Raw genomic sequence first — 13674 nt, 5'->3', positions numbered from 1 at the left:
ACGGTCACCAGCCATAAAGGTTACTGCATCAGAGATACTCACTTGCTTGCCAAGACGAACGTGGTTCATCTTCATACCTTGCGTGTAAGTACCCGATACAATACGCATGAATGCGATACGGTCGCGGTGTTTTGGGTCCATATTCGCTTGGATCTTAAATACGAAACCAGAGAACTTCTCTTCAGTCGCTTCAACTTCACGTTCAACCGCTTGACGAGTTTTCGGCGCTGGAGCCCATTCAGTTAGACCGTCTAGCATATGATCCACACCAAAGTTACCTAATGCAGTACCGAAGTAAACTGGCGTAAGATCACCTGTTAGGAACATTTCCAAATCAAACTCAGGGCAAGCACCCATAACAAGCTCAAGCTCTTCTCGAACACTTTCCGCAAGGCCTGCACCAACTTTTTCATCAAGCTCTGGGTTATCGAGACCTTTGATGATTCGAACTTCTTGAATCTCATGACCGTGACCTGATTCGTATAAAATCGTTTCATCACGGTGAATGTGGTACACACCTTTAAATTCTTTACCACAGCCGATTGGCCATGTAATTGGCGCACACATCATGCCCAACTCGTTTTCTACCTCGTCCAATACTTCCATTGGATCACGAACGTCACGGTCAAGTTTGTTCATGAAGGTTACGATTGGCGTGTCACGCAGACGCGTTACTTCCATCAGCTTACGTGTACGATCCTCGACACCTTTCGCCGCATCGATAACCATCAAACACGAGTCTACTGCCGTTAACGTACGGTATGTATCTTCCGAGAAGTCTTCGTGTCCAGGCGTATCAAGTAGGTTTACCAGACAGTCATTGTAAGGGAACTGCATTACAGAAGTGGTTACCGAGATACCACGTTCTTTTTCCATTTCCATCCAGTCTGATTTTGCGTGCTGTGCGTTACCACGCCCTTTAACCGTACCTGCTTTTTGGATCGCGTTTCCGAATAAAAGGACTTTTTCAGTAATGGTGGTTTTACCCGCATCCGGGTGAGAAATAATAGCGAACGTTCTGCGCTTAGACACTTCGCCTAAAAAAAGGGGATTTGACATTAGTTAATCTTCTAAATTACTTTCATGCTCACAAAATAGGCAAGCATATCTACTATTCGATATTGTGCGGTATTCTCGCTTATTATCGCTGTGCTAGCAAACTGGAAAGATATGAACTGAATTTACTCGGCTCACCAGCCTTTACCTGCAACTAACAAGGGAAAGCCAGCTCCACACAAAGAGATGTAAAAATTCAAAAAATTATTATTACATATTCAAAAGCCTCGAATCCGGATACGCATTTAAAGCATAAGTGTTGATGAGGTAATTAGTAACGGCCTAAAACTAACTCAAAAATAAGTAACTCATGATAATGGCGTCTTCCTTACCATTTCCCGATTTAGCTGGGTAATAGTTGTAACGACGGTCCACTTCATTAAAACCTGCTTGCTCATAAATATGGATAGCTGGGTGATTACTTTCACGCACTTCTAACCAAGCACTCTCTGCTTTGGCTTGTTCACAGTGTTCAATAAACGCGTCCAGCAACTTTTGCCCTAGCCCTCTGCCCTGTTGAGAAGGCGCTACTGCAATATTTAATAGTGTCACTTCTCCAACAATATTCTGTCCATAGAAGTAACCAACCACTTGAGAGCCTTCCAGCATCACATGATGGCAAGCACCGCGACTGGATAAGTCACGAACCAAAGATTCGGCCCAAGGGTGAGAATGTGCTTGCTGCTCGATTTGCCAAACTTGGTCGAGGTGCTCTGCACGCATCGGCGTAATTTCAATTGTCACGCATTAGCTCCGTTAAGAGTACGAACAGATTTGTTGCCACAATGCGCGGCGCTGTTCGTTATTACCATCAATATCTTGTAATAGTGGCGAGACCAGGTGCTTTGCCTTGATGCTTTTATCAGCCTCACAGCCTGCAAACCACACCCACTCTAGCTGATGTTCACCCAGCATGGATAAGCGCTCAGGCTCTAGGTGCAGCGCATCATCAAGCGTGAGCTTAATGCTTTTTAATACGCGCTCAAACATCAATGCCGTCTCGTTTTCTGGACATATTGGCGATACCAATAGGAGTTTACATGAACTTTGCAAATCCAATAATGGCGATTGATAGCCTTCCAGTCTTTCAGGGTGTACCAGCTCCCATGTGCTGATCCCCATTTCACGTAAATACTGTTTCTCGTTAATTGACATTTTCCGTCACCTATTTGAACGAGGGCAATCCTATCAAATTATCGCGATTATACCTAAAGGACTTCAAGGAACACCTGAACACAATGAGATGATTTGGATATTCCTTAACATAGCGTTTTGCCAACGGCCACACATTGGGTATGACATATAAGGTACATTATGAAATTCTTAAATACACTACTACTTTGCACACTGGTAGCCGCCACCAGCATGAGTGTTTTTGCTAATAACAGCGATGAGTGGGAGCTGATTGCAACGAAAACCGTTAACTTTCATACAGAAAAAGATACCGTGACACCAAATAGCCTATTCCGAAACCGAAGCTTCAGTAAAATAAAACTAAAATGTGTGCAAGGAACGGTAGACATTAATGGTTTAAAAGTCGTCATGACAGATGGTAGTGAGAAAAAGCTTTCCTCTATGGGCGTACTAACAAGCGGATTGTCGACTCGTGCCTGGAGCCTTCCAGGTACAAAAGAAGCCAAGCTAAAACAGATTGAAATGACTTACAGTAGCTGGGGAAGCACAAAACTCAGCCTGCTAGGGGTAAGTAAAAAAGCGAAAATAGAGGTCTGGGGCAAAAAGAAAAGTAACCAGTCATCCTAACCTCCCTATCTCAGTTTTCAGTGAATAAGAAAGAAGCCCACTTAGTCGTGGGCTTCTTTCATTTACAGTTCAGAGAACTCTGGCGCATAGTCTATGCGTCCGGAGCGTCCAGCACATTGACCTTCGACCAACTCTGCGACTCGAAATGCACCTTTAGGGACATCCCAAGCACATTCAAAGCCCATCTCGTCGCATGATTGAAAACCCTGGCGCGCGTAATAATCAGGATCGCCCAACACCACACACACTGGGTAGCCAAAATCACGCAGTGAATCAAAACCTTCTTTGATCAACTCTGCAGCGATGCCTTGGCGACGGTAATCTTCATGAACAGCTAATGGCGCTAGCCCTTGCCATGACAAATCTTCACCATTTAAGGTCACAGGGCTAAATAAAGCATGGCCTATCACCTCTCCCTCATCTGTACACGCGACTAAGGAAAGCGTGAATTTGCTGTTTTCGCGCAAACGCATCACAAGCTCAGCTTCAGCTTCCGTCGGGAAGGCGTGTTTCAATAAGCGGTCAATGGTAAGAATGTCCGCTGGGGCTTCAGTTCGAATAAGCATTCGCTACTCCGGTTGGTTGTGCAGGCGCTTGAACTCCTTTCTGAACAAAATCAGCCAATTGATTCAAAGCGACTTGCATTGCTTTCGGTAACTGCTCTAAGTCGACACTGTCCATTAAGTTTTTCACTTCTAAGCCAAGCTCAGTATCACCTTCAATTGAAAGGCGACGTTGGAAGAACAGTGTGTCAGGGTCTTCTTTACGACCAGCAATCAGTACTAGGTCGTTTAGATTACCACTAAAACTCACATCTTCCTGAACTGGTTTTTCAGCTACCACCAATTTTTCGTCTTGATAGCTGATGTACCATGCTAAGTTCAAGTCTTTAATCGCAACTTTTAACCACTTGTCTTCAAGGAACTCAAAGTCACCATCTTCCAAGGCTTCTTTAAACACCATTTTTAGCCCTTCCAGCAACGCTTTTTGCTGAATTGGCTGTGGTAATAACTGGACTGGAGAACGCAAAATATTAGCTGCGTTCTTTACTAGTTGACTGCGAATCTTGTTTAACACGTTCATTATCCGTTACTTTGTCATTAGGTTGCTTATATTAAGCAATCGTGGCGATGAGATTACTGTTATGTATCAATAAAGTGCTTATTTTAGATTGGTGGTTTATTGCTCACTAACGCTTCTTTTTTTGAACTTACGTGTATTATTGATGCGAACAGGTGGATAAACACTTTTACAACCGTATTTTCAAAGTTATAGTTATCTGAGCGTATCCATGTGATTGTCGACTGCACAGCTAAAACCGCGAGCCCTTTAATGGCAAGTAACACTTTGGCTTGGTGGTAGATCGCCGCAGGCTTATCAGGGTGTCGCTTTTTATACACGGACGAATAATCTGGCTCATTGGAGATCGGTAATACCCTAATGCCTTCCCAGCAATTAAAACATTGGTTTGCCACGCTAACCTCAAATAGCCCTTTCTTCTTTGCCATTCTTGATAAAAAACACAATTATCGAATGGTAAGTGACCGTTACTGCGATATCGCAGGTTTAAGTCATGAGGAAATCGTCGGCTTAAACGATTGCCAAGTGCTGGGTGAACAGTTTTATAAGAAGCTTGCACCATACTATCAGCGCGCGTTCAAAGGGGCACATGTCGAAGCCGAAATCACGCTCGATGAAACCGACCTTGAAACCAGTCTTCACTTTAGTCTTTCGCCAGTTTTTGAAGGTAACGACATTCGCTTTGTTGTTTTTCACGCTGTCGATACTTCAGAAAAGCAGATACTCGTTCGCTCCTTAGAAGAGTCCGAAAGTAAGTTTGCGAAGTTAACACAACTGCTACCAGACGGCTTACTGCTTATCGAAGATGATATTGTCATCTCTGCGAACCCCGCATCAGCGCGCCTTCTCGGACTTAACTCTCCTCATGAATTGTTGGGCGAAGAGCTAAGTCGTTTATTCATCGATGAAAACAGTAAAAAGGTATTTAGTCATCGATTGAGTACATTAATTTCTGACAAACCTTTTGTCTGCTTAACCAGCGCAAGATGCGGCTTTGAACGGAAAGTTCAGCTACACGCGGATTCCACGGCGATATTAGGTAGCGAATCTCAAATTATCCTAATCCAAGATGCTGATGATGCGCCCAAAAACCTGTCTTCTGCATCGAATGAAGACATACACATTGACTCGCTCACCAAACTCTACAACCGCTTTGGCTTCACCAAACGTTTGGAACAGCTGATCAAAAAGCAAACACCGCTTCTGGTGTTCTATTTGGATATCGATAACTTCAAAAACATTAATGACTCACTTGGTCACCATATTGGCGATAAAGTGATTCAAGAGGTATCGGCCCGTCTTAAACGGTTACTACCAAACCAAGCGATTATTGGTCATTTGGGTGGCGATGAGTTTGGCGTCATTCTGCCGGAGCCAGAAAATACCCGCATGGCTGAAATTTTGTCCGATCGCATTATCTCGTTGATCAACCAACCTTTCGACTTGCACCACTTCAGTAAACGCCTTGCCTGTTCAATTGGTAGCGTTCGATACCCTGAAGACGGACAAGATGCGCGAATCCTACTACAAAATGCCGATACTGCGATGTATGAAGCCAAAGATCGTGGTAGAAATCGTCTGATCAAATTTAACGATCAAATGAACAAAGAAGCGCGTATGCGTTTGTGGCTCGAAATCGAACTGCAAAAAGCATTGCAGCAGAACGGTTTGGAAGTGTGGTATCAACCTAAGGTTAACGCGCGAGACTTCAGTATCAACGGCGCAGAAGCGCTCGTTCGTTGGAAGCATCCAGTCGAAGGGTACATTAGTCCTGGCTCATTCATTCCTGTCGCCGAGCGCGCTGGGTTAATCGAACACCTTGGACGTGTCGTGATGCGTGATGTTTTCAATACGGTAAAACGTTGGAAGCAACAAGGCATACTGCCAGGCCGTGTCGCCATCAACCTCTCTCCCGAGCAATTTGGCAACCCACAGCTGATCGACTTTATGGAAAAGCTGCTTCGCACTACCGAGCTTGATCCAAGCTGTATTACCTTCGAGCTAACCGAAAGTGCAGTGATGAGTGATAGCGAACATACACTGCAAATGTTGAATGCGATTAAAAAGCTTGGCTTCGCTCTCTCTATCGATGACTTTGGTACCGGCTACTCTTCTCTTTCTTACTTAGCGCGTTTCCCTATTGACGAGCTAAAAATCGACCGCGCTTTTATTAATGATATCGACACACTACCGAAACAAGTCACTGTGATTGAAAACATCATTAACCTAGGTAAGTCGCTCGACTTAACTGTCGTTGCCGAGGGGGTGGAAACCCATCAGCAAGCTACTTTGCTCTCTAACCTTCAATGTAATGCGATTCAAGGATTCCATTTTTATCGCCCGCAGCCAAAACATGAAATTGAAGAGCTGTTTGTACAGAATCGTCGTCACAAGAACTAACCCCGACCCGATCCCCTTACTCGCAAGGGGTAAATATCGACTTTATTGAGCTAAACCTAACTTAGGTCAATTTCGCTATTCATAATTCTTCATAAAATGCGGACACCTTTTTATTCTCAATGATTGTGAGCATATGGAACTCTTGTGTCCCGCGGGTAACCTGCCTGCGTTAAAAACTGCGATTGATTGCGGTGCCGATGCCGTCTACATTGGTTTCAAAGATGATACCAACGCCCGTCACTTTGCTGGCCTCAACTTTAACGGCAAGAAATTAGAAAAAGCGGTGCAATACGTTCATGACCGCAATAAAAAAATTCATGTCGCGTTGAATACCTTCGCTCATCCCAATGGCTTCGAGCGCTGGACGAACGCAGTAGACAATGCAGCGGCACTGGGTGTAGACGCGCTGATTGTTGCAGACATTGCAGTGCTGGAGTACGCGGCTCGCAAATATCCCCATCTGGAACTACACCTTTCAGTGCAAGCATCAGCGACCAATGTCGCAGCCATTGATTTTTACAAACAAAACTTCAACGTAAAACGGGTAGTGCTACCTCGCGTTTTATCGATTCATCAGGTCAAACAGCTTTCGCGCAACATCACTAGCGATGTCGAGTTAGAAGTCTTTGCTTTTGGTAGCCTTTGTATCATGTCTGAAGGTCGCTGCTACCTATCGTCATACATGACAGGTGAGTCTCCAAACACTGTGGGAGCATGCTCTCCAGCTAAGTACGTTCGCTGGCAAGAAACAGAAAATGGTCTGGAATCCCGCCTTAACGACATTTTGATCGATCGCTACAGCGCTGGTGAAAATGCGGGCTACCCTACCTTGTGTAAAGGTCGTTTCGAAGCTGAAATCGAAGGCGAGAAAAAACGCTACCACGCACTGGAAGAACCAACCAGTTTGAACACCCTCTCTATGCTGCCAGAACTATTTGCTGCAAATGTGGCTTCTGTAAAAATTGAAGGTCGCCAACGTAGCCCTGCTTACGTAGAACAAGTCACTCGAACATGGCGAGCCGCGATTGACCGTTACCAAGCAAACCCAGAAGCTTACCAAGTCGAAGCGGCTTGGGATGCCGCATTGGCAAACGTGTCTGAAGGTACGCAGACCACACTTGGTGCTTATCACCGCAAATGGCAATAGAGGTTAAGATGGATAATTCAATGAAATACGCGCTTGGCCCGCTGTTGTACTTCTGGCCAAAACAAGACATCGAAGCGTTTTATGAACAAGCGAAATCAAGCTCCGCGGACATCATCTATCTTGGGGAAACCGTATGTTCAAAACGTCGAGAAATGAAGCCTTCGCATTGGCTTGAAATCGCAAAAGAGCTGTCTGCATCTGGCAAGCAAGTGGTGCTATCAACAATGGCACTACTAGAAGCTCCGAGTGAAGTAAACATAATGAAGAAGTACATCGACAACGGTGACTTCGCGATTGAAGCAAATGACGTATCTGCTGTTCAATTGGCATCAGAGCATAAAGTGCCTTTCGTCGTTGGCCCTGCAATCAATACTTATAACGCACACACGCTCAACTTATTTTTGAAGCAAGGTATGATGCGTTGGTGCATGCCTGTCGAGCTCTCTCGCGAATGGTTAAACGATACTTTAGTTCAGTGTGACGAGCTTGGTATTCGTAACAAGTTTGAAGTTGAGGTATTTAGCCACGGTTATTTGCCTTTAGCGTATTCCGCTCGCTGTTTCACAGCCCGAGCTGAAAACCGAGCGAAAGACGATTGCGAAACCTGCTGTATCAAATACCCTACGGGTATCCAGGTCAGCAGCCAAGAAGGGCAAGAAGTCTTTAACCTTAACGGCATTCAAACACAGTCAGGGTATTGCTACAACCTCATCAATGACTTACCTACTATGAAAGGGCTGGTTGATGTGGTCCGGTTAAGCCCTCTTGGTATCGACACTTTTTCAGAGTTAGAGCGTTTTCGCTCAAACGAATACGGCGATAATCCTGAAAAGCTCGAAAGCCGCCAATGCAATGGCTATTGGCATCAACTAGCGGGCTTAGAAGTAAAAACCATTTAATCCTTAAAGATAAAAGCGAGGCCTAGCCTCGCTTTTATCTGTTAGCTTTTGTTAGCAGGCTTGCACCCTTGGTTCGACAGAACTCTCATTAAGCAGCTTTTTCACATCTCGCCACAACATACTGATCACGACCAAACTCAATGCAATGTTAGACAATGGGAAAGCTAACCAAATGCCTGTCACGCCGAAAAGTTTCGGCATAATGAATAAGAATGGCAACTGGACCAGCATGTTACCTAGTGTTACAAACATGGCTTTGCTGCCTTTGTTTACTGATTGATAGTACGCGGCCGCCACAACTAAAAAACCATCTAAGAACAACGCAAACATGTGTAAACGAATCCCGATCACGGTGCTATCAATCAACTGTTGGTCAGCATTATTAAACACCGCAACCAGTTCGTACGGGAAAAGGTTCATCAAAACAACGAACGCCACCCCACCAAGCACAGATGTCCCCATCGCGACCTTTAATAACTTTCTGATGTTCTCCTGATTACGTGCACCGTGGTTGAAGCTCACTAAAGGCTGCATACCATTCGCAATTCCTTCGGCTATCAGATAGTAAACCGTCACGATGTACCCCAAAATGGCGTACGCTCCGATCAACATTGCACTTCCGTATTGAGCAAATAACGCGTTGTGCAGTGCAACCATCACAGAGCCGTAGGCGTACATAAAGAAACTTGATGTACCTATCATGATAATCTTTGGTGCAGCATCAACCTGAACTTTGAAGTCGCTGATACGAAGGCGTAATGTTGCTTTTGAAGTAAAGAAGTAACCAATACCTAGCACAGTGACCACTAATTGTGCAAGTGCAGTGGCAATAGCGGCTCCGGTTAACTCCCACTCCAACCAAGCAATAAATACGTAGTCTAATACGATGTTAATAACGGCACCGATGACCATCAAAATCGTTGCTAAGTTCGGGCTGTCGTCATTGCGTAACAGAAACGGAACCGCGATAGAACCCAACGTGAATACGCACGCGACAATCAGAATATGCAAATATTGCAGCGCAAGTTCAAACACTCGCCCTTCCGCTCCTTGCCAGCGAATAAATTCATCCGAAAACAAGAACAATATTGTAGCAACGATTGGCATCAATGCCGCTAACAACGTCAATCCGGTCGTTAGGATTCGCTTAGCGCCTTCATGATCATTCTCTCCTTGCTTGATCGAGGTCAGTGCACCAGTCCCCACCCCAATCATCATTCCTATACCGAGGATCGAACCGATAATAGGCCACGCAACATTGATCCCAGCTAATCCGTCAGCGCCAACATAACGGCCAATAAAAATGCCATCAACTATTTGATACAAACCGTTTACGAGCATTGCTGCGACGGTTGGAATCGTATATTTCCAAAACTGTCTATAAATTGAGTTTTGCATGACTGCCACCAGTAGTTAGCAAAGCTAACCATTTAATTAGCAAGGCTAACTAAATGGTTAAATTAAATAAAAGAAAAATGAAACACCAAAGGCTAATGCGTACAGCGGAGGCCTTTGGTTTAGTTTAAAATGACTTATTGCTCAATGCTTTATTCAGTAAAGCTTGTAACTGCTCAGCTTCTTGCTGATTTAATTGTTGCATCATTTGTTCAGAGATATCTTTGTACACTACCTGCTCCAAAGACATTTTTTCTGCGACTTCTTCCGTAAGCAACACACGCTTAGCACGAGCATCCTCATTACATGCGATGCGTTTCACCAAACCCTTTTTTTCCAAACGCACAACCATTGTCGATGCGGAAGGCTTAGTCACTTGCAGCTCTTCTGCAAGATCGGTTATTCGCACACCCTCAGGGTAAACCTGAATCACACGTAAATAATCGAACTCATTAAAGCTTAGATGTGATAATGGATCTTCTTTGGCATAGACACGCCAAGCTTTGGCGCAAAAACGCTCTAAATCAATCAAGCTTTCTTCTAATGCCATAAAAGCCACCACCACTTAGTTAGCAAGACTAACTATTTTAAATGAGTCACTCATCAAGTTCAATCATAAAAAAAGCCGCTCTCATCGAGCGGCTCTAAATCATTCAATTTCCAGCTTCTTGGCAGCCTTTAACTTGGCCAATCTATCTTGCTGTAATTGATCGTAAATTTGCGCCAGCTCCAAGAAAGAATAGCGATGCTCAACATAATCGTAAACGTTGAACGAAATCGCGAGCTTATAAAGTGAGATGGCACTTGCGATATCACCTTCAAGCTGATTACGCTTTCCAAGGTAGAAATACGTTTCCGTCAATCGTTCAGCTAGACGATAATTCTCTCTCGTTCCATCCATAATTGCTTTAAGCGCGTCTTCGTCCGAGACGTCTCGTAGCATGATGGCAACAAGAACCCATCCCCACTCTTCACTACGATCTCGTAAATAACGCTGTTGAAGATTGGCTTTTGCTTGCTCTGGATTTTGCTCAGCTTCGATGATGTACAGCCATAATGAACGAAAAGGATCCGTTGGCATTTCTTGATAATGCTTGGTCATATCTTCTAAAGCGAGATCGATTCGGCCACCATAATACAGTGCAATCGCACGGTTGCGCTCAGCATAGGTATTATCAGGAGCCAACTCTATGGTCGAGTCAAACGCTTCATATGCCGCATCAAACTCTCCTACTTGGGTAAAGTATACTCCCAAAAGATTGAAGATGTCCGGCTGAGCAGGATTCAACTGCAAAGACTGGTTAAAGTCCAAACGGGCAAGATCACGCAAACCAACGCTGTCGTAGTAGCTACCGCGCTCATAATGCATTTTAGCGCGCACTTCATCACTAAGGTCAGGACGTTGTAGCAACTGCGAGAGACGCGCGATTTGTACTTCTTGTTGAACACTAGGCTGAAGTGGCACCGCCATCGGTGGATATAACCACTTTTGTGCTGATTGTTGAGAAGTATTTGCACAACCGGTCAGCGCGATAGCAACACATAAAATTGCGGTTTGAAACCATTTCACTAATTGATACTCCTGTTTGGACCGCTCAAGATTTGTTTCTCTTAATGCAATATGGGCGATAACCTCGTTTGAGGTTAATACATCGAAACAAACCAAAAAAGGGGAGCGAAAATGCTCCCCTTTTATAACATGCTTTCAGGCCCTTAATCTAATAAAAGGCTGAAAGTCTCATTTTGTCTTACTCGTCTTTAGCAGCCGGTGCTTCAGCAGCAGCTTCTTCAGCTGGCTTTTCTACCGCTTCTTTCATGCTTAGACGTACACGGCCTTGGCGGTCGATTTCAAGAACTTTAACTTGAACTTCTTGACCTTCAGCTAGGTAGTCAGACACTTTCTCTACGCGTTTTTCTGCGATTTGAGAAATGTGTACAAGACCATCTTTGCCTGGAAGAACCGTTACGAATGCACCGAAGTCTGCTAGACGTGCAACTTTACCTGTGTAGATACGGCCCACTTCAACTTCAGCAGTGATCTCTTCGATACGGCGGATAGCTTCTTTCGCAGCAGTGCCTTCAGTTGCCGCAATCTTGATAGTACCGTCGTCTTCGATTTCGATAGTTGTACCAGTCTCTTCAGTTAGAGCACGGATAACTGCACCACCTTTACCGATAACGTCTTTGATCTTCTCAGCGCTGATCTTCATCGTGTGAATACGCGGAGCAAATTCAGAGATGTCTTCACGAGCACCAGAGATTGCTTCATCCATTACAGATAGGATGTGCTTACGTGCGCCTTGAGCTTGGTTAAGCGCAATTTGCATGATTTCTTTAGTGATGCCTTCGATCTTGATGTCCATTTGAAGTGCAGTGATACCAGTGTTAGTACCTGCTACTTTAAAGTCCATGTCACCTAGATGGTCTTCATCGCCAAGGATGTCAGAAAGTACAACGAAATCGTCACCTTCTTTAACAAGACCCATTGCGATACCAGCAACAGATGCTTTGATTGGTACACCTGCGTCCATAAGCGCAAGAGAAGTACCACATACTGAAGCCATTGAAGATGAACCGTTAGATTCAGTGATTTCCGATACAACACGTACTGTGTATGGGAACTCATCAACAGAAGGCATTACTGCAGCAATACCACGCTTCGCCAGTTTACCGTGGCCGATTTCACGACGCTTAGGAGAACCTACAAAACCAGTTTCACCTACACAGTATGGAGGGAAGTTGTAGTGCAGTAGGAAGTGATCTTTACGCTCACCAGTTAGCTCATCGATGATTTGAGCATCACGCTGAGTACCTAGCGTTGCCGTAACGATCGCCTGAGTTTCACCACGAGTGAATAGCGCGCTACCGTGAGTACGAGGAAGAACACCAGTACGTACATCTAGTGCACGAACCATGTCTTTTTCACGACCATCGATACGAGGGTTACCTGCAATAATACGGCTACGTACTACTGTCTTCTCTAGATCATGGAAGATAGTGTGGATTTCTTTTGTGTCTGCTTCAGGATCTTCAGCAAGAAGAACTTCATTTACTTCCGCAGCGATCTCATGGATGCGGTCGTAACGAGCCATTTTCTCAGTAATTTGGTAAGCTTCAACAAGTTTAGCTTCTGCTAGATCAGCAATCTTATTTTTAAGCGCTGTGTTCTCTTCAGGAGCAACCCAATCCCAAGCAGGAGTTGCAACTTCTGCTTTGAATTCGTTGATAGCTTGAATAGCAACTTGTTGTTGGTCATGACCATAAACAACCGCCGCTAGCATTTCTTCTTCAGTTAGGTTGTCCGCTTCTGACTCAACCATCAGTACTGCTGACTCTGTACCTGCAACAACAAGGTCAAGCTTAGAAGTTTCTAGTTCAGTTTGGCTAGGGTTAAGTACAAGCTGACCATCGATATGACCAACACGCGCCGCACCGATAGGGCCGTTGAATGGAATGCCAGAGATAGCAAGAGCAGCAGAAGTACCGAGCATTGTAACGATATCTGGCTGAACATCTGGGTTTACAGACATTACTGTCGCGATAACCTGAACTTCGTTTTTAAACGCGTCTGGGAATAGCGGACGGATTGGACGGTCGATTAGACGAGCTGTTAGCGTTTCGCCTTCAGAAGGACGACCTTCACGTTTGAAGAAGCCGCCTGGGATTTTACCCGCAGCGTAAGTACGCTCTTGGTAGTTAACCGTTAGTGGGAAGAAGTCTTGACCTGCAACGGCTTCTTTTTTACCTACAACAGATACGAATACAGACGTATCATCCATTGTGACCATAACTGCTGCTGTAGCTTGACGTGCAATAACGCCAGTTTCTAAAGTAACTGTGTGGTTACCGTACTGGAACGTTTTAACAACTGGTTTTTCGAACATTGTTATTCCTTGTTTCTAATCTTCCTTTAGTGCTTAAAGAAATCTTAGATGT

The 13674-nt window shown here is 44.6% G+C and carries 13 protein-coding genes; 4 read left to right on the top strand and 9 right to left on the bottom strand.

What is annotated here, in order from left to right; genetic code table 11:
- The 3 genes from prfC to R7Q38_RS14910 all read right to left on the bottom strand — a co-directional run.
- The coding region (gene prfC / locus R7Q38_RS14920) for a peptide chain release factor 3 (protein ID WP_318114271.1) at window positions 1-1059 on the bottom strand (1059 nt) is incomplete at its 3' end.
- Between the two features lie 285 nt (window positions 1060-1344).
- Window positions 1345-1800 carry a ribosomal protein S18-alanine N-acetyltransferase gene (rimI, locus tag R7Q38_RS14915; RefSeq protein WP_005386430.1) on the bottom strand — a complete coding sequence of 152 codons (456 nt, stop codon included), beginning with the start codon at window positions 1798-1800 and terminating at the stop codon, window positions 1345-1347.
- 12 nt (window positions 1801-1812) lie between these two features.
- Window positions 1813-2211, bottom strand: a complete 399-nt coding sequence (locus tag R7Q38_RS14910; protein WP_239938364.1) for a DNA polymerase III subunit psi — start codon at window positions 2209-2211, stop codon at window positions 1813-1815.
- A gap of 159 nt (window positions 2212-2370) precedes the next feature.
- Here R7Q38_RS14910 and R7Q38_RS14905 point away from each other — a divergent pair, with 159 nt between their 5' ends.
- Window positions 2371-2817, top strand: a complete 447-nt coding sequence (locus R7Q38_RS14905; protein ID WP_239938363.1) for a hypothetical protein — start codon at window positions 2371-2373, stop codon at window positions 2815-2817.
- A 62-nt stretch (window positions 2818-2879) separates the two neighbouring features.
- Here the strand turns inward: R7Q38_RS14905 and R7Q38_RS14900 are convergent, their stop codons facing one another.
- Both R7Q38_RS14900 and R7Q38_RS14895 read right to left on the bottom strand, forming a co-directional pair.
- Window positions 2880-3383 (bottom strand): GNAT family N-acetyltransferase, encoded by a 504-nt coding sequence (locus R7Q38_RS14900; protein WP_005380119.1) that lies wholly within the window; start codon window positions 3381-3383, stop codon window positions 2880-2882.
- Window positions 3367-3894, bottom strand: coding sequence for an SCP2 domain-containing protein (locus R7Q38_RS14895; RefSeq protein WP_005394645.1), 528 nt, complete (start codon window positions 3892-3894; stop codon window positions 3367-3369). Before R7Q38_RS14895 ends, R7Q38_RS14900 begins: the two co-directional genes overlap by 17 nt.
- Window positions 3895-4257: 363 nt before the next feature.
- On the opposite strand from R7Q38_RS14895, the gene R7Q38_RS14890 reads away from it, so the two are divergent.
- The 3 genes from R7Q38_RS14890 to R7Q38_RS14880 all read left to right on the top strand — a co-directional run bounded on the left by R7Q38_RS14890 (window position 4258) and on the right by R7Q38_RS14880 (window position 8343).
- Entirely contained in the window at window positions 4258-6297 is a 2040-nt protein-coding gene (locus tag R7Q38_RS14890; RefSeq protein ID WP_005380112.1) for a bifunctional diguanylate cyclase/phosphodiesterase, read from the top strand.
- Window positions 6298-6430: 133 nt separating this feature from the next.
- A complete protein-coding gene (locus R7Q38_RS14885; protein ID WP_064376538.1) occupies window positions 6431-7444 on the top strand; it encodes a peptidase U32 family protein in 1014 nt (337 codons plus the stop codon).
- 20 nt (window positions 7445-7464) lie between these two features.
- Entirely contained in the window at window positions 7465-8343 is an 879-nt protein-coding gene (locus tag R7Q38_RS14880) for a U32 family peptidase (RefSeq protein WP_021034024.1), read from the top strand.
- A gap of 51 nt (window positions 8344-8394) precedes the next feature.
- On the opposite strand, the gene R7Q38_RS14875 is transcribed toward R7Q38_RS14880, so the two are convergent.
- From R7Q38_RS14875 to pnp, 4 genes are all read right to left on the bottom strand, one after another.
- The gene (locus R7Q38_RS14875; protein WP_206970639.1) at window positions 8395-9741 is read right to left on the bottom strand and encodes an MATE family efflux transporter; all 1347 of its coding nucleotides are present in this window, start codon (window positions 9739-9741) and stop codon (window positions 8395-8397) included.
- Window positions 9742-9865: 124 nt separating this feature from the next.
- Complete coding sequence (locus R7Q38_RS14870) at window positions 9866-10288, bottom strand: MarR family winged helix-turn-helix transcriptional regulator (protein WP_005394653.1); 423 nt, start codon at window positions 10286-10288, stop codon at window positions 9866-9868.
- A gap of 99 nt (window positions 10289-10387) precedes the next feature.
- Entirely contained in the window at window positions 10388-11308 is a 921-nt protein-coding gene (gene nlpI / locus R7Q38_RS14865) for a lipoprotein NlpI (RefSeq protein ID WP_005380101.1), read from the bottom strand.
- Between the two features lie 178 nt (window positions 11309-11486).
- A complete protein-coding gene (gene pnp / locus R7Q38_RS14860) occupies window positions 11487-13622 on the bottom strand; it encodes a polyribonucleotide nucleotidyltransferase (RefSeq protein ID WP_318114270.1) in 2136 nt (711 codons plus the stop codon).
- Window positions 13623-13674 lie beyond the last annotated feature (52 nt).

This window comes from Vibrio sp. Vb0598 (assembly GCF_033338935.1).
GTDB classification, from domain to species: Bacteria; Pseudomonadota; Gammaproteobacteria; order Enterobacterales; family Vibrionaceae; genus Vibrio; species Vibrio alginolyticus.
Note: the sequence above shows the minus strand (reverse complement) of the source record. Positions and strands in the feature narration are given on the sequence as shown.

Excerpts from the sequence above, each read along its gene's own strand:
- R7Q38_RS14905 (WP_239938363.1), top strand. The coding sequence starts at position 2,371 with ATGAAATTCTTAAATACACTACTACTTTGCACACTGGTAGCCGCCACC.
- R7Q38_RS14880 (WP_021034024.1), top strand. The coding sequence starts at position 7,465 with ATGAAATACGCGCTTGGCCCGCTGTTGTACTTCTGGCCAAAACAAGAC.
- R7Q38_RS14885 (WP_064376538.1), top strand. The coding sequence starts at position 6,431 with ATGGAACTCTTGTGTCCCGCGGGTAACCTGCCTGCGTTAAAAACTGCG.
- R7Q38_RS14875 (WP_206970639.1), bottom strand. The coding sequence starts at position 9,741 with ATGCAAAACTCAATTTATAGACAGTTTTGGAAATATACGATTCCAACC.
- R7Q38_RS14910 (WP_239938364.1), bottom strand. The coding sequence starts at position 2,211 with ATGTCAATTAACGAGAAACAGTATTTACGTGAAATGGGGATCAGCACA.
- R7Q38_RS14870 (WP_005394653.1), bottom strand. The coding sequence starts at position 10,288 with ATGGCATTAGAAGAAAGCTTGATTGATTTAGAGCGTTTTTGCGCCAAA.
- R7Q38_RS14890 (WP_005380112.1), top strand. The coding sequence starts at position 4,258 with ATGCCTTCCCAGCAATTAAAACATTGGTTTGCCACGCTAACCTCAAAT.
- pnp (WP_318114270.1), bottom strand. The coding sequence starts at position 13,622 with ATGTTCGAAAAACCAGTTGTTAAAACGTTCCAGTACGGTAACCACACA.
- R7Q38_RS14900 (WP_005380119.1), bottom strand. The coding sequence starts at position 3,383 with ATGCTTATTCGAACTGAAGCCCCAGCGGACATTCTTACCATTGACCGC.